The 22,148-nt window shown below is 72.9% G+C and carries 22 protein-coding genes and 2 pseudogenes; 19 read left to right on the forward strand and 5 right to left on the reverse strand.

Annotation, left to right across the window (positions count from 1 at the left end; all coding sequences use genetic code 11):
- Positions 1-44: 44 nt before the first annotated feature.
- Positions 45-1,046: a helix-turn-helix transcriptional regulator gene (locus tag IE142_RS00070; protein ID WP_191884404.1), complete on the forward strand. Its 1,002-nt coding sequence runs from the start codon at positions 45-47 to the stop codon at positions 1,044-1,046.
- 55 nt (positions 1,047-1,101) lie between these two features.
- Positions 1,102-1,623: a DUF4240 domain-containing protein gene (locus tag IE142_RS00075; protein WP_191884405.1), complete on the forward strand. Its 522-nt coding sequence runs from the start codon at positions 1,102-1,104 to the stop codon at positions 1,621-1,623.
- 226 nt (positions 1,624-1,849) lie between these two features.
- Here the strand turns inward: IE142_RS00075 and IE142_RS00080 are convergent, their stop codons facing one another.
- The gene (locus IE142_RS00080; protein ID WP_229830089.1) at positions 1,850-2,743 is read right to left on the reverse strand and encodes a peptidoglycan recognition protein family protein; all 894 of its coding nucleotides are present in this window, start codon (positions 2,741-2,743) and stop codon (positions 1,850-1,852) included.
- A gap of 176 nt (positions 2,744-2,919) precedes the next feature.
- Here IE142_RS00080 and IE142_RS00085 point away from each other — a divergent pair, with 176 nt between their 5' ends.
- Entirely contained in the window at positions 2,920-4,104 is a 1,185-nt protein-coding gene (locus tag IE142_RS00085) for a MarP family serine protease (RefSeq protein WP_191883796.1), read from the forward strand.
- A gap of 32 nt (positions 4,105-4,136) precedes the next feature.
- Here the strand turns inward: IE142_RS00085 and IE142_RS00090 are convergent, their stop codons facing one another.
- The gene (locus IE142_RS00090) at positions 4,137-4,631 is read right to left on the reverse strand and encodes a GNAT family N-acetyltransferase (RefSeq protein ID WP_191883797.1); all 495 of its coding nucleotides are present in this window, start codon (positions 4,629-4,631) and stop codon (positions 4,137-4,139) included.
- A gap of 71 nt (positions 4,632-4,702) precedes the next feature.
- Between IE142_RS00090 and IE142_RS00095 the strand changes: the two genes are divergently transcribed.
- Both IE142_RS00095 and IE142_RS00100 read left to right on the forward strand, forming a co-directional pair.
- On the forward strand, positions 4,703-5,620 hold the full coding sequence (locus tag IE142_RS00095) for a TIGR01777 family oxidoreductase (RefSeq protein ID WP_191883798.1): 918 nt from the start codon (positions 4,703-4,705) through the stop codon (positions 5,618-5,620).
- Between the two features lie 229 nt (positions 5,621-5,849).
- Entirely contained in the window at positions 5,850-7,256 is a 1,407-nt protein-coding gene (locus tag IE142_RS00100) for an NAD(P)/FAD-dependent oxidoreductase (RefSeq protein ID WP_191883799.1), read from the forward strand.
- 128 nt (positions 7,257-7,384) lie between these two features.
- Here IE142_RS00100 and IE142_RS00105 read toward each other — a convergent pair whose 3' ends face one another.
- Positions 7,385-8,851, reverse strand: a complete 1,467-nt coding sequence (locus IE142_RS00105; RefSeq protein WP_191883800.1) for an NsdA family TPR-like regulatory protein — start codon at positions 8,849-8,851, stop codon at positions 7,385-7,387.
- Between the two features lie 236 nt (positions 8,852-9,087).
- Here IE142_RS00105 and lipB point away from each other — a divergent pair, with 236 nt between their 5' ends.
- The 4 genes from lipB to IE142_RS00125 all read left to right on the forward strand — a co-directional run bounded on the left by lipB (position 9,088) and on the right by IE142_RS00125 (position 12,296).
- Positions 9,088-9,885: a lipoyl(octanoyl) transferase LipB gene (lipB, locus tag IE142_RS00110; protein WP_191883801.1), complete on the forward strand. Its 798-nt coding sequence runs from the start codon at positions 9,088-9,090 to the stop codon at positions 9,883-9,885.
- 193 nt (positions 9,886-10,078) lie between these two features.
- The gene (lipA, locus tag IE142_RS00115; protein ID WP_191883802.1) at positions 10,079-11,032 is read left to right on the forward strand and encodes a lipoyl synthase; all 954 of its coding nucleotides are present in this window, start codon (positions 10,079-10,081) and stop codon (positions 11,030-11,032) included.
- Positions 11,033-11,297: 265 nt separating this feature from the next.
- On the forward strand, positions 11,298-11,498 hold the full coding sequence (locus tag IE142_RS00120; protein WP_043373722.1) for an SCO2195 family GlnR-regulated protein: 201 nt from the start codon (positions 11,298-11,300) through the stop codon (positions 11,496-11,498).
- Between the two features lie 93 nt (positions 11,499-11,591).
- Complete coding sequence (locus tag IE142_RS00125) at positions 11,592-12,296, forward strand: DUF4191 domain-containing protein (RefSeq protein WP_191883803.1); 705 nt, start codon at positions 11,592-11,594, stop codon at positions 12,294-12,296.
- Between the two features lie 163 nt (positions 12,297-12,459).
- Here IE142_RS00125 and IE142_RS00130 read toward each other — a convergent pair whose 3' ends face one another.
- On the reverse strand, positions 12,460-12,927 hold the full coding sequence (locus tag IE142_RS00130) for an RDD family protein (RefSeq protein WP_191883804.1): 468 nt from the start codon (positions 12,925-12,927) through the stop codon (positions 12,460-12,462).
- 252 nt (positions 12,928-13,179) lie between these two features.
- On the opposite strand from IE142_RS00130, the gene glnA reads away from it, so the two are divergent.
- A complete protein-coding gene (gene glnA / locus IE142_RS00135) occupies positions 13,180-14,589 on the forward strand; it encodes a type I glutamate--ammonia ligase (RefSeq protein ID WP_043373718.1) in 1,410 nt (469 codons plus the stop codon).
- 155 nt (positions 14,590-14,744) lie between these two features.
- A complete protein-coding gene (locus IE142_RS00140; protein ID WP_191883805.1) occupies positions 14,745-15,005 on the forward strand; it encodes an SCO2583/SCO2584 N-terminal domain-containing protein in 261 nt (86 codons plus the stop codon).
- 66 nt (positions 15,006-15,071) lie between these two features.
- On the opposite strand, the gene IE142_RS00145 is transcribed toward IE142_RS00140, so the two are convergent.
- Positions 15,072-15,380: a hypothetical protein gene (locus tag IE142_RS00145; protein ID WP_191883806.1), complete on the reverse strand. Its 309-nt coding sequence runs from the start codon at positions 15,378-15,380 to the stop codon at positions 15,072-15,074.
- 177 nt (positions 15,381-15,557) lie between these two features.
- Here IE142_RS00145 and IE142_RS00150 point away from each other — a divergent pair, with 177 nt between their 5' ends.
- The 8 genes and pseudogenes from IE142_RS00150 to IE142_RS00185 all read left to right on the forward strand — a co-directional run bounded on the left by IE142_RS00150 (position 15,558) and on the right by IE142_RS00185 (position 22,139).
- A complete protein-coding gene (locus tag IE142_RS00150; protein ID WP_191883807.1) occupies positions 15,558-15,926 on the forward strand; it encodes an arsenate reductase family protein in 369 nt (122 codons plus the stop codon).
- 233 nt (positions 15,927-16,159) lie between these two features.
- Positions 16,160-17,191, forward strand: a complete 1,032-nt coding sequence (gene glnII, locus IE142_RS00155) for a glutamine synthetase (RefSeq protein WP_043373714.1) — start codon at positions 16,160-16,162, stop codon at positions 17,189-17,191.
- A gap of 284 nt (positions 17,192-17,475) precedes the next feature.
- A complete protein-coding gene (locus tag IE142_RS00165; protein WP_370466190.1) occupies positions 17,476-18,036 on the forward strand; it encodes a winged helix-turn-helix domain-containing protein in 561 nt (186 codons plus the stop codon).
- Positions 18,037-18,095: 59 nt separating this feature from the next.
- Complete coding sequence (locus tag IE142_RS00170) at positions 18,096-19,109, forward strand: SDR family oxidoreductase (RefSeq protein WP_191883808.1); 1,014 nt, start codon at positions 18,096-18,098, stop codon at positions 19,107-19,109.
- Between the two features lie 410 nt (positions 19,110-19,519).
- Positions 19,520-19,669, forward strand: coding sequence for a hypothetical protein (locus IE142_RS39325; protein ID WP_440862263.1), 150 nt, complete (start codon positions 19,520-19,522; stop codon positions 19,667-19,669).
- Positions 19,662-20,195: pseudogene (locus tag IE142_RS39330) on the forward strand (IS200/IS605 family accessory protein TnpB-related protein); the annotation flags it as partial. The gene IE142_RS39325 and the pseudogene IE142_RS39330, both read left to right, overlap by 8 nt.
- Positions 20,196-20,226: 31 nt before the next feature.
- Positions 20,227-21,501: pseudogene (locus IE142_RS00180) on the forward strand (sensor histidine kinase).
- The gene (locus IE142_RS00185) at positions 21,486-22,139 is read left to right on the forward strand and encodes a LuxR C-terminal-related transcriptional regulator (protein WP_043373705.1); all 654 of its coding nucleotides are present in this window, start codon (positions 21,486-21,488) and stop codon (positions 22,137-22,139) included. Before IE142_RS00180 ends, IE142_RS00185 begins: the two are co-directional and overlap by 16 nt.
- Positions 22,140-22,148: the final 9 nt, after the last annotated feature.

The raw sequence follows: 22,148 nt of genomic DNA on the forward strand, positions 1-22,148 counted from the left end.
CCGCCACGGCGGGGGCCTTCCGCGTTCTCCTGCATGATGTGGGGATGCGCGCTGCCCGGCTCATCAAGATGGTGCTGCTCCTCCAGTCCCGCCCCACCATGACCGCGGCCGAGCTGGCCCGCGAGCTGGAGGTGTCGGAGCGGACGGTGACGCGGGACGCGCAGGCGCTGTCGGAGGCGGGGGTGCCGGTGTACGCCGAGCGTGGGCGGGCGGGCGGCTACCGGCTCATCGGCGGCTACCGCACCCGGCTGACCGGGCTGGCCCGGGGCGAGGCGGAGGCGCTGTTCCTGTCCGGGGTGCCGGGGGCGCTGCGCGAGATGGGCCTGGAGGACGCGGCGTCGGCGGCCCGTCTGAAGGTGTCGGCGGCGCTGCTCCCCTCCCTGCGGGACGCCTCCCGCACGGCGGCGCAGCGGTTCCACCTGGACGCGCCGAACTGGTTCCGGGAGCCGGAGACGCCCGAACTGCTGCCGGCGGTGGCGGACGCGGTCTGGGACGACCGGCTCGTCGCCGCCCGCTACCGGCGCGGGGCGGAGGAGGTGGTCCGGGAGCTGGAGCCGTACGGGCTCGTGCTGAAGGCCGGCGTCTGGTACCTGTGCGCCAGGGTCGCGCGGGCCGCGGGCGACGGGCCCTTCCGCGTGTACCGCATCGACCGGTTCACGGCGGTGGAGGCGGGTGAGGAGCGCTTCGCGCGGGACGACGGCTTCGACCTGCCCGCGTTCTGGGCAGAACGGGCCGAGCAGTTCGCGCGGTCGATCCTGCGGGCCCAGGTCGTGGTCCGGCTGTCGGCCCAGGGCGTACGGGGACTGCCGTACGCCGTCGACGCGCTGTCCGCCCGGGAGGCGCTGGCGAGTGCGGAGGCGCCGGACGCGGACGGGTGGGTGACGGTGACGCTGCCGGTGGAGTCGGAGGAGGTCGCGCACACGCAGCTCAGGGGGCTCGGACCGGAGGTGGAGGTGCTGGCGCCACCGGCCCTGCGGCAACGGTTCGCCCGGGACGCGCGGCGGCTGGCGGGTCTGTACGCCGACGGGGACCAGGCCGGCGGATAACGATCCGTTGCCTCCGCGTGCGCCGTACCCGCCCAGGGCCGATGCTGGACCCGTGATGGACGAGACGGAGTTCTGGGAGCTGATCGACGCCACCCGGCAGGGCGCCGACGGCGATCCCGAGGACCAGGCGGACCTGCTCGTGGAGCGGCTCCTCGGGCTGGACCCGGACCTGGTGCTCGACTTCGCCCGCCACTTCGAGGCGCGTTACAACCGGGCCTGCACCTGGGACCTGTGGGGCGCCGCCTGGATCCTGCTCGGCGGCGCGAGCGACGACGCCTTCGACTTCTTCCGGTGCTGGCTGATCGGCCAGGGCCGCGAGGTGTACGAGGGCGCGGTGCACGAGCCCGACGCGCTCGCCGAGCTGCTGGACGACTTCGACGAGGAGCTGGACGGCGACGGCGAGGAGCTCGGCTACGCGGCCGACGAGGCCTACGAGCAGCTCACCGGCACCGTGGCCCCCGACCTCGGCATCGCACCGGCGCCGGCGGAGCCGCTGGGCACCCCGGTCGACCTGGAGGACGACCGGGCCCTCGCCGCGCGGTTCCCCCGCCTGTGGGAGCGGTTCGGGCAGGGCTGAGGCCCGCCGCCCGCACGTCGGCCTCGGAGCGTACGGCGGCGGCCGGTGTCCGACGGGAGGTACGCCTGGGTCCGACCCCGGGTGCGCGCCCGCTCGGTCCCGCCGCGGCTGTCGCTCACGGTCCCCACCTCCCGTCGGATCGTTGCGGCGACCGTAGGCGGCGCGCCTCCGGGCGGGCTGGGCGCGCGCTGTGCCGTTCCCGTGAGCCGGGCCGGTCGTCACGTGGTCAGCCGGGCCGGCCCTGGAGCCGGGCCGCCGTGTTCCTGATGTCCGGGAGGCGGGCGCTGAGGGCCTCGCCCGGGCAGCTGGTCTGGTAGCCCTCGTCGTGGCCGGCGACGGCGGGCAGGGTGGCGGTGGCGCCGGCGGCGTACCGGCTGAGGCCGTTGCTGGAGACCAGGCGGACCTTCCCGCGCGGGTCGGTGCCGGCACCGCCGAGTTTCCAGGCGGCCAGCGCGGCGATCGCGTCGGTCAGCGCGTCGGGCACGGGTACGCCGACGGTGAAGGTGCCGAGGGCGGCGATCCCGGTGGTGCGGTGGTTGAAGCCCTGGGTGTGGGCGCCGGTGACGGCGCGGTCGATGCCCCCGGCGCGGCCCTCGTAGATGGTGCCGCAGCGGTCGACGACGAAGTTGTAGCCGATGTCGTCCCAGTCCCGCCCGCCCGTCTGACCCGAGTAGACGCCGCGGAGGATGGCCGGCACGTCGGCGCAGTCGTAGCCGTTCGGCGTGTCCGTGTGGTGGACGAAGACGGCGAGGACCTTGTCGTCGTAGCGCGGCGGCGGCTGTGCGCGGGCGTCCCCGCCCAGCCAGACCGACCGGGGCACGACGGTCGGCCGGGGCGCGGTGTACCGGTCGGCGGCGGCCTGCCGAGGGCCCGTGGTGGCGGCCCTGTCCACCCCGATCGCGCACAGCGCCAGCGCCAGGACGGCGGCGAGGCCGGGGAGGCATCCGAGCAGCGCCCGCACCGGGCCCGGCACACGGGCCGCGGTCGACACCCGCGCCGCCCCGCCGGACACGCGCGCCGTGCCGGGCGCCCGCGCCGCCCCGTCGCGCCCGCGGGCCGCGCCGGGCAGGGGAGCCGCACGCCGTCGCCGGGCCCCGCGCGGCCCTCGGAAGACACGCATGGTCCCACTGTCCGGCGCATCCGACCCGCCCGCGACGGGTGCTGTGCCACCTGGTGGAACCATCGTCCCGGTCCGCGACGTTTTCCGGTTGGCCCCGGGCTCTGATCGCGGGGCTCGTCCGGCACGTACTCGGGGTTTTGGGGCCCGGCCCAGGGTCCGGCAGAAAGGCGGCTCGCGTGGACCTGCTCGACATCGTGCTGGCGCTGGTGGTGCTGGCCCACGCGGCCTCCGGCTACCGTCGCGGACTGGTGGCCGGCTGTGTCTCGCTGGCCGGCTTCGTGGGCGGCGCGGTGATCGGCGTGTGGCTCCTGCCGTGGGTGACGGACCTGGTGTCGCCGGGCTCGACGGCGGCGACGGTGACCGCCGTGGTCGCGGTGCTGCTGCCGGCGGTGGTGGGCCACGAACTGGCGGGACGGCTGGCGCTGCGGCTGCGCCGGGAGCTGGACGCGGGTCCGCTGAGGGTGGCCGACGGCATCGGCGGCGCGGTGGCCAACGCGGCGGCCGCGCTGATCGTGGCGTGGGTGGCGGCGAGCGTCCTGGCGGCTTCCTCGTCGTCGTTGCTGACCTCGGCGATCCGGGGCTCGACGGTGCTGGGCGCGGTGCAGCGGGCGATGCCGGACACCACTCCGGCGTGGTTCTCCGGGGCGACGTCCGCGCTGGCCGAGGCGGGGTTCCCGCAGGTCTTCAACCCCTTCGAGCACGAGTCGACCGCCCAGGTCGCCGAGCCGTCCGGCGACAGCGTCACGGCCGCGGCCACCGACGCGGCCAAGTTCAGCACGGTGAAGGTGGAGGGCGTCGCCGGAGACCAGGGCCGCGAGGGCAGCGGCTTCGTCTACGCGCCGGAGCACGTGATGACCAACGCCCACGTGGTGGCCGGCATCGACGAACCGACCGTCCGGGTCGGCGGGGTGGGACCGGCGTACGGGGCGCGGGTGGTGCTCTTCGACCCGGGCAAGGACGTGGCCGTGCTCTACGTGCCGGACCTGTCCGCGCCCGTCCTGCGGTTCGACGACGACGCGGAGCGCGGTGACGCGGCGGTGGTCGCCGGGTACCCGCAGGACGGCGACCTGGACCTGCGGGCGGCGACGGTGGCGAACCGGATCCGGGCCACCGGCCAGAACATCTACAGCGACGCGAGCGTCACCCGGGAGATCTACTCGATCCGCTCCACGGTCCGCCCCGGCAACTCGGGCGGCCCGCTGCTGACCACCGAAGGCCGGGTGTACGGCGTGGTCTTCGCCCGCTCCACCTCCGACGCCCGGACCGGATACGTGCTGACGGCCGACGAGGTGGCCGAGGACGCCCGGCGCGCGGCGGAGGCGACGGAGGCGGTGGACACGGGCGAGCCGGTCACGTCGTGAGCGTGCGTGCCCGAGACGGTGACGGCGCCCGCTCAGGGACCGGTCAGCATCTGCCCCATCAGCACGTCGTCGACGTACCGGCCGCCGAGGTGGAACTCCTCGGGCTGCACGCCCTCGACGACGAAGCCCTCCGACTCGTAGAGCTTGCGGGCGGCGGTGTTGTGGCCGAGGACCCGCAGGGTGATACGGCGGAAGCCCTTCTCGCGGGCCTCCTCGACGGCGGCCCGCACCAGCGCCCGCCCCACGCCGCGACCGCGCGCCGCGTCGGCGACGGAGAGGCCGCGGATCTGGCGGACGTGGGCGTTGGAGGCCAGCGGGGTGGGGAAGCCGAGGCGGACGTAGCCGACGACGGTGCCGTCGAGCTCGGCGACCAGGTGGGCGTCGGGGCCGCAGACGTCGCGGAAGAACGGGTCGTCCTCTCCCGGCGGGGGCGAGACGGCGTGCACGTGGGACCAGGTCTCGAAATCGATCCGGCGCAGTGGCTGCTCGTCCTCGGGCCTGGCGCGACGTATGTGCGGGGCTGGCATGACGGTCACTGTACGACGCGTTCGGGCGGCCCGGTCCAGCGGATTCCGGGGCCGCGCGGCAGGATGGGCGCATGGACGATGGACGGATGGGCGGGGCGCGCTCGCGTGTCGCGGTGGCCGGGGCGTCCGGCGTCATCGGCGGCGCACTGGTGCGGTCCCTTACCGCGGACGGCCACGAGGTGGTGCGTCTGGTACGGCACCAGCCCCGGGGCGCGGACGAGGTCCGGTGGGACCCGGAGGGCGGGCGCGTGGACGCGGCCGGGCTCGCCGGGTGCGACGCCGTGGTCAACCTGGCCGGGGCCGGGGTGGGGGACCGCCGCTGGACCGACGCGTACAAGACGCGGATCCGCAGCAGCCGGGTGCACGGCACGACGGCACTCGCCGAGGCCGTCGCCTCGATGGAGCAGCCGCCGCGGGTCCTCGTCAACGGCAGCGCGATCGGCTACTACGGGGAGACCGGCGACCGGCCCGTGGACGAGGGCGCACCCGCGGGAGAGGGTTTCCTGCCGTCCCTGTGCGTGGAGTGGGAGGCCGCCGCGGCGCCCGCCCGGCACGCGGGCGTACGGACGGTGTTCGTCCGGACGGGCCTGGTCGTCTCCCGTCGGGGCGGGGCCTGGGGCCGGCTGTTCCCGCTCTTCCGGGCGGGGCTCGGCGGGCGGCTGGGCGACGGCTCCCAGTACTGGTCCTTCGTGTCCCTGCACGACGAGGTGGCGGCGATCCGGCACCTCATGGAGCGCGAGGACCTGTCCGGCCCGTTCAACCTGACGGCCCCGCGCCCGGTGACCAACCGTGAGATCACCGTGGCGATGGGTCGGGTGCTGCACCGCCCGGCGCCCTTCGCGGTGCCCGCGCCGGTCCTGCGCGCGGTGCTGGGCGAGATGGCGGGCGACGTCCTGGGCAGCGCACGGGTCCTCCCGGCCCGCCTCCAGGAGTCGGGCTTCCGCTTCGCGTTCCCGGAGATCGACGGGGCGATCCGGGCGGCGCTGTGAACGGTCCGCGGCGCTGCGGGGGGCGCGGCGCCGTGTGACCACTCAGGACCGTGTGAGCCCGTTCGAGCACCACATGACCTCCATATGCGACCACCGTGCGACCGTGCCCTGCCCCCGTGCGATTCCCGTTGACCGTTTCCGGCCCTAACCTCGAATCGAACTCGGGTATCCCTCAAGCCGGTTGGGGGCATGACGTCTCCAGCGGCCGCGCAACCTCGAGGAGGGGCACGTGCTTGAGCCCGCGTACCAGGCGGACGTCGTCGTCGTGGGGGCCGGGATCGCCGGACTCGCCGCGGCGCATCGGCTGACCAGCCAAGGAGTGACGACCACGGTCCTGGAGGCCGCCCACGCGGTGGGCGGCAGGTCGGCGACGGAGAAGGTCGACGGCTTCCGGATCGACAGAATCGGGCAACCGCTGTCGACGGCGTGCCCCGGACTGCGCCTCACCCCCGGGCTGGACGGCCTCGCCCTGCTGCCCTTCGCCCCCGGGGTACTGCTGCACAGCGAGGGCCGTCACCACAGGGCGGGCGTCCCGGCGGGTGCGCGGGGCGCAAGGGGCGCACTCCACGCTGTGCGCGCCCTGGCGAGCGCCCCCCGCTCGGTTCCCGCGCCCCGGCGCTTGGTCTCCGCGGCCGTGACTACCGGAAGGCCCGTTCCCGCTTCCCGCGCCCGGGCGGGCGCCCCGCTCGGCACGGCCGTCGACCAGGCCCGGCTCGGTGCCGCGCTGGCCCGTCTCGCGGGCACCCCCGCCGAACGGCTGCTGGCCCGTCCGGAGTTGTCCGCGGCCCAGGCGCTGGCGGTCCGCGGGCTGCCGGCCCGCACGATCGACGGTTTCCTGCGTCCGCTGCTCGCCGCCCTGCTGTCCGACCCGGACCTGACCACCTCCAGCCGGTGCGCCGACCTGGCGCTGCGGCAATTCGCCTGCGGGCGGCTCGGGCTGCCCGAGGGTGGTGCGGAGGCGCTGCCGGAGTTGCTGGCGCGGGGCCTGCCGCCGGGCACCGTGCGCACCGGCGTCCGGGTCACCTCGGTCGCCACCAACGCCGTCACCACCGCCGAGCACGGTGTCATCCGCTGCCGGGCCGTCCTGGTGGCGACCGACGCCCGGGCGGCGGCCGAGTTGCTGCCGGGCCTCCGGGTGCCGGGCTTCCACCCGGTGACGCTGGTGCACCACACGACGGACGAACCGCCCACGACCGGCACCGCCCTGCTGCTCGACGCGGACCGTGGCGGCCCGGTCGCCCACACGGCGGTGGTCAGCAACGTCGACCCGTCCCGCGCACCGGCCGGGCGCGCCCTCGTCTCGTCCACTGTCCTCGGCGCTCCCCCGCCCGACGTCGACACCGCCGTACGCATCCATCTGTCCCGCCTCTACGGCACCCCGACCACCCGCTGGGAGACCCTCGCCGTGCACCACACGCCCGAGGCGGTGCCCGCGATGCGCCCGCCGCACGACCCGCGCAGGCCGGTACGGCTGCTGGCCGGCCTGTACGTGTGCGGCGACCACCGCGACACCAGTGGCATCCAGGGCGCCCTGCACTCGGCCCACCGGGCCTCGGCGGCGATCCTGACGGACCTGGGGGCGGCCAGGCCGATACACGCGGCGGACCCGACCCCGACGGCCGGCGCCGCCGCCTAGCCGCACCGGCCCGTGCGGTCGGAGCCCACCCGGCTACCGACCCGCGCGGTCAGGGCCCCGCCCGCTGCTCACCCGTGCCGTCGGGAACCCGTCCGGCCGGTGACCCGTGCGGTCGGGGCCCCGCCCGGCTACCCGAGTGCCGCGACCTTGTCGCGGTACCCCCGTACCGGTGCCGCGTCCCTGTACGGCTCCAGCCGCCGTTCGAAGTCGCGGACGTACTCCGCCGCCCGCGCCGACCTCATCTCGGCCGCCTGCCCGGCCGCCTCGGCGGCCAGCTGGCAGGCCTGGTCGAGTTCGCCGAGGCCGAGCCGGGCCGTGGCGAGGACCACTCGGCAGAAGAGCCGGCTGCGGGCGTAGACGGGGGCGCGCAGCAGCAGTGACCGCTCCGCGTACTGGGCGGCGGCGCGGAACTGCTGCAGGTCGCGGTGGCAGTGCCCGAACTCGTCGGCGAGCTGCGCCTCGTCGAAGAAGCGCGCCCAGTGCGGCACCTCGTCGCCGGGCCGGGCGGCCTCCAGAGCGCGCTCGGCCCGGACCAGCGAGGCGGTGCATGCCCGCACCTCGCCGAGGATGCCGTGCGCCCGCGCCTCGGCGGCGTGCAGCAGCGTCTGCACGACCGGCGGCGCGGAGGTCCCCACGCCCTGCTGCGCCACCCGCGCGAGCTGCACGGCCTCCCGCCCGTGCCCCAGGTAGACGGCCTGGCGGCTCATGGTGACCAGCACGTACGAGCCGTACGCCCGGTCCCCCGCCGCCTGCGCGAGCCGCAGCGCCTGGACGAAGTAGCGCTGGGCGAGGCCGTGCGCGGCGATGTCGTACGACGTCCAGCCCGCGAGCCGGGTCAGGTCGGCGGCGGCGGCGAACAGGCGGCGGCCGGTCTGCTCGCCGTAGGCGCCGCGCAGCATCGGCTCCAGCTCGTGCTCCAGATAGCGCACCAGGGCCTGCCGGGCGTGCCCGCCGCCGTACCGGTCGTCCAGGCTGCGGAACAGCTCGCCGACCGACCGCAGCGCGGCGAGGTCGCCGCCGGTGACCTTCTGGCCGGGGCCGCGCTCGGCGGCCGGGGCCCGGCGGCGGGACGGGTCGAGCGGCACCGGCACCCTGGCGGTGGCGGGCCGGCCCTGGGCCGGGATGCGGACGGGTACCTCGGCGCGGGCCACCTTCTCGTCGGCCCGCCCGATCAGCCAGTCCCGGCTGGGCACGACCAGGCCGGCCGGGGTGAAGGCGATCTTGCGCAGTTCGGCGTGGCTGCCGGAGTCCTTGCGCCACAGCCCGCCCACGATGTCGACGGCCTCCTCCGGGGTGGCCGCGAACTCCAGCCCCGCGTAGACGGGCGCGCAGGCGTCCAGGCCGAGGTCCTGTGCGCTGAGGCGGCGGCCGAGGCGCCGGGTGAAGACCTCGGCGATCAGCGCCGGTGTGGTGCCGCGGGGCTGCTGGCCGCGCAGCCACCGGGTGACGGACGTCTTGTCGTATCTCAGGTCCAGGCCGTGTTCGAGTCCGAGCTGGTCGACGCGACGCGCGAGACCCGCGTTCGAGAACCCCGCTTCGGCGATGAGCGCGGCGAGCTGACGGTTGGGGGTGCGCTGCGCGGGTCGTTCCGTCATGGTGCGGTGCGGTCTCCTGCCTTCCGGGCCGTTCGATGTGCCCGGAGCGCCTGTGAGCAGCCCTTATGGCCTCGTGAACGGCGCGAATGTAGCGGAGAGTAAGCAGCCGATCGCACACTTCGACCGGCATTCATCCGATCGTGTGAGGATTGCCCGCCCGGCTGACGACGAGCGAGCGGTCGTACAGTGGCGTGGGCACGCTTCGTGCCTCACGACCTTCCAGGGAGGCACTTGCCGTGAGTGAGCTGCGGTTCGTCCGAATGGGGTTCGGTGCCGATCGCGTCGAGTACCAGGAGGCGTGGGACGAGCAGCGCCGGGTGCACGCCGCGCGGTTCGCCGACGAGGTCCCCGACACCGTGCTGCTCCTCGAACATCCGCCGGTCTACACCGCCGGCCGGCGCACCGAGGACAGCGAGCGTCCGCTGGACGGCACGCCGGTGATCGACGTGGACCGCGGCGGCAAGATCACCTGGCACGGGCCGGGCCAGCTGGTGGGCTACCCGATCCAGAAGCTCCCGCGCCCGGTGGACGTGGTGGCGCACGTACGGCGACTGGAGGAGGCCCTGATCCGCACCTGCGCGGAGTTCGGCCTGGAGACCAGCCGGGTGGAGGGCCGCAGCGGGGTGTGGGTCCTGGGCGACCCGGTGGAGCAGCGCCCGGCGCTCGGCGGACTCTCCCTGGACTTCGACCCGCGCCTGACGGACGAGGAGTTCGACCCCCGCTTGAACGGCCCCGACTACGCGCCCTCCAACGCCGGCCAGCGCCGCGAGGACCGCAAGATCGCCGCCATCGGCATCCGGGTCGCCAAGGGCGTCACCATGCACGGCTTCGCCCTCAACGTGAACCCGGACAACAAGTGGTTCGACCGGATCATCCCGTGCGGCATCCGCGACGCGGGCGTCGCCTCCCTGGCGAACGAACTCGGCCGCGACGTGACCATCGAGGAGGTCCTGCCGGTCGCGGAACGCCACCTGCGGGACGTCCTGGAGAACGCGGAGCTGAAGCCGCGGGTGATCGAGAAGGCGTCGGCGTGACTATCGGACATCACCGTACTGGGCCGCCGACGGCATAAACGCAGCCCGTCCGGCGTTTGGGGAGGAGGCCGTTCAGGCCGGGAGCGGGGACCTGGGGGCGGCAGCCCCCAGCGAGGCCGGCACCACCGCCGACCAACAAATCAACGGGCGTACCCTGAAGAACGCCGAAGAATCAATCGCTAGGGAGCCGGTCGTGTCCGCAGTCGCACCCGACGGACGCAAGATGCTGCGCCTGGAGGTCCGCAACAGCCAGACCCCCATCGAGCGCAAGCCCGAGTGGATCAAGACCCGGGCGAAAATGGGCCCCGAGTACACCAAGATGCAGAACCTCGTGAAGAGCGAGGGCCTGCACACGGTCTGCCAGGAAGCCGGCTGTCCCAACATCTACGAGTGCTGGGAGGACCGCGAGGCGACCTTCCTCATCGGCGGCGACCAGTGCACCCGGCGCTGTGACTTCTGCCAGATCGACACCGGCAAGCCCGAGGCCCTCGACCGCGACGAGCCCCGCCGCGTCGGCGAGTCCGTGGTCACCATGGACCTGAACTACGCCACCATCACCGGCGTCGCCCGCGACGACCTCCCGGACGGCGGCGCGTGGCTGTACGCCGAGACGGTGCGCCAGATCCACCGGCAGACGGCGGACCGCGAGGCCGGCCGCACCAAGGTGGAGCTCCTCGCCCCGGACTTCAACGCGGTGCCGGAGCTCCTCCAGGAGGTCTTCGAATCCCGCCCCGAGGTCTTCGCGCACAACGTCGAGACGGTCCCCCGCATCTTCAAGCGCATCCGCCCCGGCTTCCGCTACGAGCGCTCCCTGAAGGTGATCACCGAGGCCCGTGACTTCGGCCTGGTCACCAAGTCCAACCTGATCCTCGGCATGGGTGAGACCCGCGAGGAGATCAGCGAGGCGCTGAAGGAACTGCACGAGGCCGGCTGCGAACTGATCACCATCACGCAGTACCTGCGCCCGTCCGTGCGCCACCACCCCGTGGAGCGCTGGGTCAAGCCGCAGGAGTTCGTGGAGCTGAAGGAGGAGGCCGAGCAGATCGGCTTCTCCGGTGTGATGTCGGGCCCGCTGGTGCGGTCCTCGTACCGCGCCGGACGGCTGTACGGGATGGCCATGGAGCAGCGCCGCGCCGCCACCGTCTGAGCCGCCGCCCCAAGCACCGTCCGGCGACTGTGTGAATTCACGCACAAGTCGCTACCCGCTGTAGTGGCCGATGTTCCGCGGCCCCGACCGTCCCCGCAGATGAGGGCACCGGTCGGGGCCGCGGTGTCGTTGCGTCCCCCGGCATCACCGCTTCATGTCCGTTTGACCGGCGGGTCACGCCCTGGTAACACCAATCAGTGACCCTGGAATCACGCCCGTACACCCGTCTCCGTACCCGGAGCCGTACCGAGGGGGGACCTCCACGATGCAGGCCGCGCCCGTTCGCGCCACCGCCATCCCGTCGTTCACCACCGCCCTGCGGGCCGTCGAGTCGCTGCTGATGAGCGGCGGCCAGCGCACCGCCCGGCGCAACGCGTGGACCTCCGTGCTGGAGGACCGCCGCCGCGCCAAGGACCGGATCGAGACGGAGCGCGTGCTGCGCCAGTCCGTCGCCGGCCGTCCCTGAGAACGCGCCCCGGCCCCACCGCGACTCCCCTCCGTCGGCCCCGGGCGGGCACTGCCGTCGTCCGCGCTGTCGGGGACACGTAGACTTCGTGCCATGGCGAGGAAGGAACCTGCAGCGGACGCTGCGAACCCCGGGCGACTGAAGCAGATCGCCCTGACCTACAAGATGACCCGCAAGGCCGACAAGAAGATCGGTCTTGTGCTCGCGGGTGTCGGCATCGTCGTCTTCGGTGTCTTCCTCGCGATCGGTTTCCTGGTCGGTCACCCCATCTATCTCGGCATCCTGGGCGTGCTGCTCGCCTTCCTCGCGACGGCGATCGTCTTCGGGCGCCGGGCCGAGCGGGCGGCCTTCGGCCAGATGGAGGGCCAGCCGGGCGCGGCCGCGGCCGTGCTGGACAACATCGGCCGGGGCTGGACGACGACGCCCGCGGTGGCGATGAACCGCAACCAGGACGTCGTGCACCGCGCGGTCGGCAAGGCCGGCATCGTGCTCGTCGCGGAGGGCAACCCGAACCGGGTGAAGTCCCTGCTCGCCGCCGAGAAGAGGAAGATGAACCGCATCGTCGCCGACGTGCCCGTGCACGACCTGGTCGTGGGCACCGGCGAGGGCCAGGTGGAGCTGAAGAAGCTGCGCACCACCATGCTCAAGCTCCCCCGCGTGCTGTCCGGCCCGCAGGTCACCGTGACCAACGACCGGCTGCGCGCGCTCGGCGACCTGATGAGCAACATGCCGCTGCCCAAGGGTCCGATGCCGAAGGGCATGCGGATGCCCAAGGGCGGCAACCCCAGGCAGCGCTGACCCGCAGGACTTCGATACGCCGGTACGGCGATGGGGCGCCCGGAAAGATCCGGGCGCCCCATCGCCGTATGTGCGGGCGATCGCCGTGAGCGCGCGCGGTTGCGCAGTCGCGTACCGCGGTCGCTGTCGCGTGCCGCCCCCGTGCCGCGTACCGCGCTCCGCGTCAGACCCGCACCTCCACGGTGCGCGCCAGCCGGTCGTGCAGGCCGCGTCCGTCGCGGTCCCAGATCAGGGCCGGGAGGGCGACGCACAGCAGGACCGAGCGCAGCAGGGCGCGCAGCGGGCTCGGGCGGCCCGTGGCCAGGTCCACCACGCGCAGGCCGAAGAGGCGCTTGCCCGGGGTGAAGCCGATCGTGCCGACGGTCAGCACGCTCAGCACGAAGAAGATCAGCAGGGCCCAGTTACTGGTCGCCTGACCGTAGCCGTCCGTGATCAGGCCGTATGCGATCAGCAGACACAGGGCCCAGTCGACGGCCAGGGCGCCGATCCGCCGGCCCGGGCGGGCGATCGAGCCCGGTCCGTCCTCGGGCAGGCCGAGCTGCTCGCCCCGGTACCCGAGGTCCGCGCCGGACCCTTCGATGGCCGCGCGCGGTCCGGAAAGCCACGACCCGATTGCTTGCCTGTTGTCCACCCGTCCACGGTACTGGGCCCGTGAACGGCCGGCGGCGGGGGGTACGCGAAAGGGGACGAGAGGGGCGCACGGCCGGGTGTGACGGGCCCGGATGAGGCCTAGGCTGGAATGGAGCCGGTTAACTTCTGCGAAACAAATGGGTCACGCCCGAGAAATCACCCGTCCCTAGGGTCGACGAAGCGTGTGCCACCCGCACTGGCCGCACGAACGATCTACCACCCCGGCGGGACGGTCGGGAGTAGGAGGAGCTGGATGTTCCAGAACGCCGACGACGCCAAGAAGTTCATCGCGGACGAGGACGTCAAGTTCGTCGATGTCCGGTTCTGTGACCTGCCGGGCGTCATGCAGCACTTCACGTTGCCCGCCGAGGCGTTCGACCCGGACGACGAGCAGGCCTTCGACGGGTCCTCGATCCGCGGCTTCCAGGCCATTCACGAGTCCGACATGTCCCTGCGCCCCGACCTGTCGACCGCGCGTGTGGACCCCTTCCGCCGGGACAAGACGCTCAACATCAACTTCTTCATCCACGACCCGATCACGGGCGAGCAGTACTCCCGTGACCCGCGCAACGTGGCGAAGAAGGCCGAGGCCTACCTCGCCTCCACCGGCATCGCCGACACGGCGTTCTTCGGTCCGGAGGCGGAGTTCTACGTCTTCGACTCCGTGCGCTTCGCCACCAGCGCGAACGAGTCGTTCTACCACATCGACTCCGAGGCCGGCGCCTGGAACACCGGTGCGCTGGAGGACAACCGCGGCTACAAGGTTCGCTACAAGGGCGGCTACTTCCCGGTCCCGCCGGTCGACCACTTCGCCGACCTGCGCGCCGAGATCTCCCTGGAGCTGGAGCGCTCCGGCCTCAAGGTCGAGCGCCAGCACCACGAGGTGGGCACCGCCGGCCAGGCCGAGATCAACTACAAGTTCAACACGCTGCTCGCCGCCGCCGACGACCTCCAGCTCTTCAAGTACATCGTGAAGAACGTGGCGTGGAAGAACGGCAAGACCGCGACCTTCATGCCGAAGCCGATCTTCGGTGACAACGGCTCGGGCATGCACGTCCACCAGTCGCTGTGGTCGGGCGGCGAGCCGCTCTTCTACGACGAGCAGGGCTACGCCGGCCTGTCCGACACCGCCCGCTACTACATCGGCGGCATCCTCAAGCACGCCCCGTCGCTGCTGGCCTTCACCAACCCGACGGTGAACTCCTACCACCGCCTGGTGCCGGGCTTCGAGGCGCCGGTGAACCTGGTGTACTCGCAGCGCAACCGCTCGGCCGCGATGCGTATCCCGATCACGGGCTCGAACCCGAAGGCCAAGCGCGTCGAGTTCCGCGCGCCGGACGCCTCCGGCAACCCGTACCTGGCCTTCTCGGCCCTGCTGCTGGCGGGCCTGGACGGCATCAAGAACAAGATCGAGCCGGCCGAGCCGATCGACAAGGACCTCTACGAGCTGGCTCCCGAGGAGCACGCCAACGTGGCGCAGGTCCCGACCTCCCTGGGCGCGGTCCTGGACCGCCTGGAGGCCGACCACGAGTTCCTCCTCCAGGGCGACGTGTTCACGCCGGACCTGATCGAGACGTGGATCGACTTCAAGCGCGCGAACGAGATCGCGCCGCTGCAGCTGCGTCCGCACCCGCACGAGTTCGAGATGTACTTCGACGTGTGATCGACGCCCGGTCCGTCCGGCGCCCCCGTCCCCTGCCTGCCCGGCGGGGGCGGGGGCGCTGTCGTCGGCCGGAAAACTTCACACCGGGAACCGCGGGTGGGATCATGTGCACTAACACGGTTGTTCGAGTCAGGGGACGGGGAGAGGGACCGGACATGTCCGAGCGGGACGACGAGAACCGCGAGTTCGACCTGAAGTGGGCGGACGGCGCCGAGCAGAAGGAGCCCTCCGCGCGCGCCCGGATGCTCGCCGCGCGCTGGAAGGAGAACCCGCCCGGACCGGTTCCCTTCCGCGCCGATCCCGAGCACGTGGGGTCCCGGCGCCGGTCGTCGTGGGTCTCCACCGCGGTGGTGCTCGGCTGCGTGGCCGCGGTGATCGTCCTGCTGGGATACATCAACTTCCGGGCGCCCTACTAGCTCGCCCCCTGGACCCTCCGGCGCCGCGACGCCGGGCGCCGAGAAGGAAGGCGCCCGGCGCCCCGCTCACCGCGCGTACCGCATCAACGCCCGCACCATGTGGCACGTCGTGTCCGACGGCGGGTGGACGCCGATGGTCTGCGCGGCGCTGCGTATCCTCTCGTTGCGTGCCTGGTTCGGCAGGTAGACGCCGGAGTCGAGCAGGGCGATGGCGAGCCGCATCGCCTTGAGCCGGCGGTTGTGCGTGATGTACCACTCGCGGGGACGGCCCGCCGGCAGCGGGCGCTTCTCCACGGGCTCGTAGGGCAGGTCGAGCAGGACGGGCCGCTTGGCGGTGGACTGGGTGGGCTTCGGCTTCAGTGCGGCAGCGGGCACGGGCATCCTCCTGTCGCGGTCATAGGGCGCCGTCCGGACCTCCCGGCGACACCCTCGAACACTGCTTCTATTTTACTGCCCACCACTGACAAAAGCCCCTGGCCACAAGGGTTTTCGGGGTGACTGTGGCGCACGGGGCGAACGGGTTTCCGCACGGCTCGGGCTACCGTGTGCGGCATGGAGATCTGGATCAATCCGGCCTGTTCGAAGTGCCGAAGCGCGATCAGCCTGCTCGATGCGGAGGGCGCCGACTACACCGTCCGCCGCTACCTGGAGGACGTACCGAGCGAGGACGAGATCCGCGCGGTGCTCACCCGGCTCGGCCTCGAACCCTGGGACATCACCCGCACCCAGGAGGCGGCGGCGAAGGAACTCGGCCTCAAGGACTGGCCCCGTGACGAGGCGACACGCGACCGGTGGGTCGCGGCGCTCGCCGAGCACCCGAAGCTGATCCAGCGCCCGATCATCACGGCGGACGACGGAACCGCCGTAGTGGGCCGCACCGACGAGGCGGTCAGGGACGCCCTGTCCCGTTGGACCTCCTGAGGCCCGGTCCCGGTCCCGGTCCGCGATGGTCCTGCTGTTGCCCGCGGGGAGCAGCTGGACCGGGAGCCGGATGAGAGACGCGCCACACCGCCCCCGGGTAACACGGGGTTCACAATCGGGCAACGGACGGGAAATCGCCGGTTGGCACGCTGCACGGCAGTAGAGCGGCGCCCCGGTGCCGCAGCGCCGCAGCACCCGCAGTGCGCCCAGACCCACCCGAAGGATGTGTCCCCGTGACCTTCAAGGCCGAGTACATCTGGATCGACGGCACCGAGCCGACGGCCAAGCTCCGTTCCAAGACGAAGATCATCACGGACGCCCCCGCCGGCCTGGACGCCCTCCCGATCTGGGGCTTCGACGGCTCCTCCACCAACCAGGCCGAAGGCAGCTCCTCGGACTGCGTGCTCAAGCCGGTCTTCTCCTGCCCCGACCCGATCCGCGGCGGTGACGACATCCTGGTGCTGTGCGAGGTCCTCGACACGGACATGACCCCGCACCCGACCAACACCCGCGCCGCGCTGGCCGAGCTCTCCGAGCGGTTCGCCGCGCAGGAGCCGATCTTCGGCATCGAGCAGGAGTACACCTTCTTCAAGGGCGCCCGCCCGCTCGGCTTCCCCGAGGGCGGCTTCCCCGCCGCTCAGGGCGGCTACTACTGCGGTGTCGGCTCGGACGAGATCTTCGGCCGCGACGTCGTCGAGGCCCACCTGGAGAACTGCCTGAAGGCCGGTCTCGGCATCTCCGGCATCAACGCCGAGGTCATGCCGGGCCAGTGGGAGTTCCAGGTCGGCCCGCTGTCCCCGCTGGAGGTCTCCGACCAGCTGTGGGTGGCCCGCTGGCTGCTCTACCGCACCGCCGAGGACTTCGGGGTCTCCGCCACCCTCGACCCCAAGCCGGTCAAGGGCGACTGGAACGGCGCGGGCGCGCACACCAACTTCTCCACCAAGGCGATGCGCGAGGGCTACGACGCGATCATCACCGCCTGCGAGTCCCTCGGTGAGGGCTCCAAGCCGATGGACCACGTCAAGAACTACGGCGCCGGCATCGACGACCGCCTGACCGGCCTGCACGAGACCGCCCCGTGGAACGAGTACTCCTACGGCGTCTCCGACCGCGGCGCCTCGGTCCGCATCCCGTGGCAGGTCGAGAAGGACGGCAAGGGCTACATCGAGGACCGCCGTCCCAACGCCAACGTCGACCCGTACGTGGTGACCCGCCTGCTCGTCGACACCTGCTGCACCGCGCTGGAGAAGGCCGGCCAGGTCTGATCCCGCCTCGACTCGCGCGAAGGGGCGTCCACCGTGGTGGTGGACGCCCCTTCGCGCTGCCGCCGTGACCGGGCTCGTGACCGCCTTGTCAGTGGAGCCTGGCATCGTGAGGGCATGGAGATCGACGGGGACCTCGCCATCAAGGTCGAGACGGAGAACTGGCAGACGCACGCGCGGATTCCGGCGACCCGGCTGCGCGAACTGGTGGCGCGGATCGGCGGCGCCGGCGACCGGTTACTGATCGTCCAGCGGATACCGGACGTCCCGGATGAGTTCGCGCAGGTGTGGCACGAGAACGGCGGGGACTACCGGCTGGAGTACCGGGCCGCCGAGAACCTGTTCTTCGGGACCGACCTCTACGAGCGCGACCGCGTGGCGGACCTCCTGACCGGCTGGGCACGCCAGGAACCCGGCTGGGAGCGCCGATGGTCGGGTACCTGGTGCTCGTCCCGGCCGACCGGCAGCCGCCCGTCCCGCCACCGGGCAAGCCCGGCCCGTCCTCCGCGGGCACCCGGGACGGCCTGGACGGCGCCCACGTCCCGGTCGGCGACGACCCGCTCATACGGATCGACACGGCCCGCCGCACCGCAGCCGTGGCCGGACGTGAACTGGAACTGACCTACCTGGAGTTCGAGCTGCTCGCCCACCTCGTCGCGCATCCCCACCGGGTGCACACCCGCGACCAGCTGGTCACCACCGTGTGGGGGTACGGCCACGTGGGCGACGGACGGACCGTCGACGTGCACGTGGCCAGGCTGCGCCGCGAGCTCGGTGCCGAGCACCGGCGGACGATCCAGACCGTGCGCCGCGTCGGCTACGAGTACTCCCCGCCGACGGGACGTTGACCTCTGCTGTCGGCAGACAGCCGTTCCGCGGACCGGCCAGGGCGGGCACAGTGGCGAGTATGAGACTACTGGTGCTGGGCGGTACGGAATTCGTGGGGCGGGCCGTGGTGGAGGCGGCGCTCGGACACGGCTGGGAGGTGACGGTCCTCCACCGCGGGCGGCACGCCCCGCCGCCCGGGGTGCGCGCACTGCACGGCGACCGCACCGCACCCGACGGGCTCGCCGCCCTGGCCGACGGCACGTGGGACGCCGTCGTCGACACCTGGTCGGCGGCGCCCCGCGCGGTGCGGGACTCGGCGCGAGCGCTGCGGGGCCGCGTCGGCCGGTACGTGTACGTGTCGAGCTGCTCGGTGTACGCCTGGGCGCCGCCCGCCGGGTACACCGAGGACGCACCGTTGGTCGAGGGCGCGTCGGCGGACGCCGGGCAGAGCCACTACGCCCGGGACAAGCGGGGCGCCGAACTGGCCGTCCTGGACGCCTTCGGCGCGGACCGCTCGGTGCTCGTCCGGGCCGGTCTGATCCTCGGCCCGTACGAGAACGTCGGGCGGCTGCCGTGGTGGCTGAACCGCGTCGCCGACGGCGGCCCGGTGCTCGCGCCGGGCCCCCGGGACCTGCCCCTCCAGTACATCGACGTCCGCGACCTCGCCGACTGGATCCTCGGGGCGGTCCAGCGGAAGCTGAGCGGGCCGTACAACCTGATCTCCCCGTCGGGCCACGCCACCATGGGCGCACTGCTCGAAGCCTGCGCGAGGGTCACCGCAGGCGCGGCGGAGCTGCGCTGGACCGACCCCGAAGCCGTCCTCGCCGCCGGGATCGAGCCGTGGACCCAGTTGCCGGTGTGGACACCGCCGGACAGCGACCTGCACGAGGCGCTGCACCAGGCCGACGTCTCCCGGGCCCTGGCCACGGGCCTGAGCTGCCGCCCGGTCGGCGACACGGTCACCGACACCTGGTCCTGGCTGCGGAGCATCGGCGGCACGGCACCCCGGCGCCCGGACCGTCCGCCGGTCGGCCTGGACGGGGAGACGGAGGCGAAGGCCCTCGCCACCGACCGGGCCCGGGACGACCGGTAAAGCGCCGCAGCCGCAGCCGACGGGGGTCGGAACTGCCGGCTGATGGCTGCGTATCAGTGTGCTCTGGGATGCGTGAGCGAGTACGTGGGTGAGGTCGGATCGTTTCGCGTCCGGGTGAACGAAGGTACGTCTGTCGAATGCGTGACCTGTGGTGGTGGTCGTCGTTGTGTGTGGTGCAGCGGTTGTCACGGCTGAGCGGGGGTGAGGGGTGGGTGGTCTGCGGCAGCTTGCGGCGCCGTTCGTCGTGCCGGGACCGTCGGGAGTAGCGGTGCGGACCCGGCTCAAGCAGCTCACCGCCAGAGACGTGGAGGTGCTGCGACAGGTCGGCGCGCATCTGGGCTCGCTCGCGTCCCGTGACCTGCTGCCAGGACGCGGTGACGTACCAGCGGTCACGCTGGACGTCGTGATGGATGCTGGTAGGCGACCGCCCGGTGCGCGGCAACGCGGTCGGCCCAGTCAGCATCCGCCTCCCGGCTCCGTTCGCCCATCTGGCCAACGCGGCGCACTGCCGGTACGTCCTCACCGGCCGGGTCCGGTTCGCGCACCGGGGGCAGGAGTGAACACGGCGGGCGGAAGCGGTTCAGGCAGCTGATCTCCGGCATGCCCACCGGTCGGCTGCGGGCCCGCCTGACCTCCATGGCCGACGCCACCGACATCACCGTCATCGCCGTCGACCCCGCCTACACAAGCAAGTGGGGCGCCCAGCACTGGCAGGAACCCCTCACCACCTCCACCCGCAAGACCACCCGGCACGATGCGGCGAGCATCGCGATCGGGCGACGCGCCCAGGGCTTTCCGGTCCGGCGTCGGACGGCACCGCCCCGCACCCACCAGAGCGATGGATGCGGGCATCGGACCGCCCAGGCCGACCGACGTGCTCCCGGGCGTGAGGGACCCCGCCCCCGTGTTCCCGGACCACGGACACGATCCGTGCCACCGGACACGGAGCGAAAGCGGGCGACCAGGACACCCAACACCGTTCGGGGTGCCCGCAGTGCACAGGCATGGGTCCAAGACCCACTCCTGCACACTGAACAGGAACGGTGTACCTGGCACCACCTCCTGCCCGGGGGCCCCGCCCCGTGACCGGTGCCGTCGGCTCGGTGAGACTGACGGCATGAACATCGAGACGAAGAGCGGCGACCGCGGGCCCCGGACGAACCGGACGCGGAACATGGCGCTGTCGGCCGTGCGGGGACTGGCACTGACGCTCATCACCCTGCCCGGTGCGGTGCTCTGCTTCTGCCTGACCCTGGTGTCCCTCGCCCTGATCCCGATCGGGATCGGCATCGTCACCACGCCGTACGTGCTGAGCGGCGTGCGGATGTTCGCGGACTGGCGACGGGTGCTCGCCGCGGAGTGGGCAGGGGTCCGCATCCAGCGGGCGTACCGGCCGCTGCCCGAGAACGCCAACCCCTGGGGGCGCACCTTCGGGATGCTCGGTGACCCGGCGACCTGACGGGACCTCCTGTGGCTGCCGGTCGACATGACCGCGGGCTTCGTCACCGCGTTGCTGGCCTTCGTGCTCACGCTCTACCCGTTGGAGGGGTTCGCGATCGCGGCAGGGCTGTGGCGGGTCTGGTCCGACGGCTACTGGTACGGCTTCGTGCACGTCACCGACCAGACCTCGGGCCTGTACGCCGCCGCCCTGGGCGCCGTCCTCCTCGTCGCCGCCCACTGGCTGGCCCCGCTCCTGCTGAACGCGCACTTCCGGCTCACCGGCGCGGTCCTCGGCTCCGACCAGGTCGAGCTCGCCGAGCGCGTGCGGGTGCTGACCGAGACCCGGCGGGACGCCGTCGACACCTCCGCGGCCGAACTGCGCCGCATCGAGCGCGACCTGCACGACGGGGCGCAGGCCCGGCTGGTCGCCATGGGCATGGACCTCGGCACCATCGAGGCGCTGCTGGAGAAGGACCCGGCGAAGGCCCGGGAACTGCTCGCCCAGGCCCGCCGGTCCTCCGCCGACGCCCTGACCGAGCTGCGTGAACTCGTGCGGGGCATCCACCCCCCGGTCCTCGCCGAACGCGGCCTGGGAGACGCCGTGCGCGCCCTGGCGCTGCGGCTGCCCGTCACCGTGGAGACCGACGTGGACCTGCCCGGCCGCGCTGAGGCGCCGGTGGAGTCCGCCGCGTACTTCGCGGTCAGCGAGATCCTCACCAACGCCGTCAAGCACTCCGGCGGCGACCGGATCTGGATCGACATGCACCTCGCCGAGGGCCGGCTGCGCGTCTCCGTGACCGACAACGGCAAGGGCGGCGCGGTGATCGGCGCGGGGTCCGGACTGGCCGGGGTGGAGCGGCGACTGGGTACATTCGACGGCGTCCTGGCCGTCAGCTCACCCGCGGGCGGCCCCACCATGGTCACCGTGGAGATCCCTTGCGCGTCGTCCTAGCCGAAGACCTGTTCCTGCTGCGCGACGGGCTGGTCCGGCTCCTTCAGGCCCACGACTTCGAGATCGCCGCTGCCGTCGAGACGGGCCCCGCACTGTCCCGGGCGCTGGCCGAACTGGAGCCGGACGTCGCAGTCGTCGACGTACGCCTGCCGCCCACGCTCACCGACGAGGGCCTGCAGTGCGCCCTGGAGGCCCGCCGCAAGCGGCCGGGGCTGCCGGTGCTGGTCCTGTCCCAGCACGTGGAGCAGTTGTACGCGCGTGAGCTGCTCGCCGACGGCAACGGCGGTGTGGGATACCTGCTCAAGGACCGGGTGTTCGACGCGGAGCAGTTCGTGGACGCCGTACGGCGGGTGGCGGCGGGTGGTACGGCGATGGACCCGCAGGTCATCCAGCAGCTGCTGAGCCGGCGTGCGGCGGCGGACCGGCCGCTGGAGCGGCTCACCCCCCGGGAGCTGGAGGTGCTGGAGCTGATGGCGCAGGGCCGGACCAACGCGGCGATCGCGGGCAAGCTGGTCGTCACGGAGCGGGCGATCGCGAAACACACCGCGAACATCTTCGCCAAGCTGAGCCTCGAGGTCTCGGACGACGACAACCGCCGTGTGCTGGCGGTTCTGGCGTATCTGGACCGCGGCCGCTGATCCCACCCA

This window comes from Streptomyces mutabilis (assembly GCF_014649815.1).
GTDB classification, from domain to species: Bacteria; Actinomycetota; Actinomycetes; order Streptomycetales; family Streptomycetaceae; genus Streptomyces; species Streptomyces mutabilis.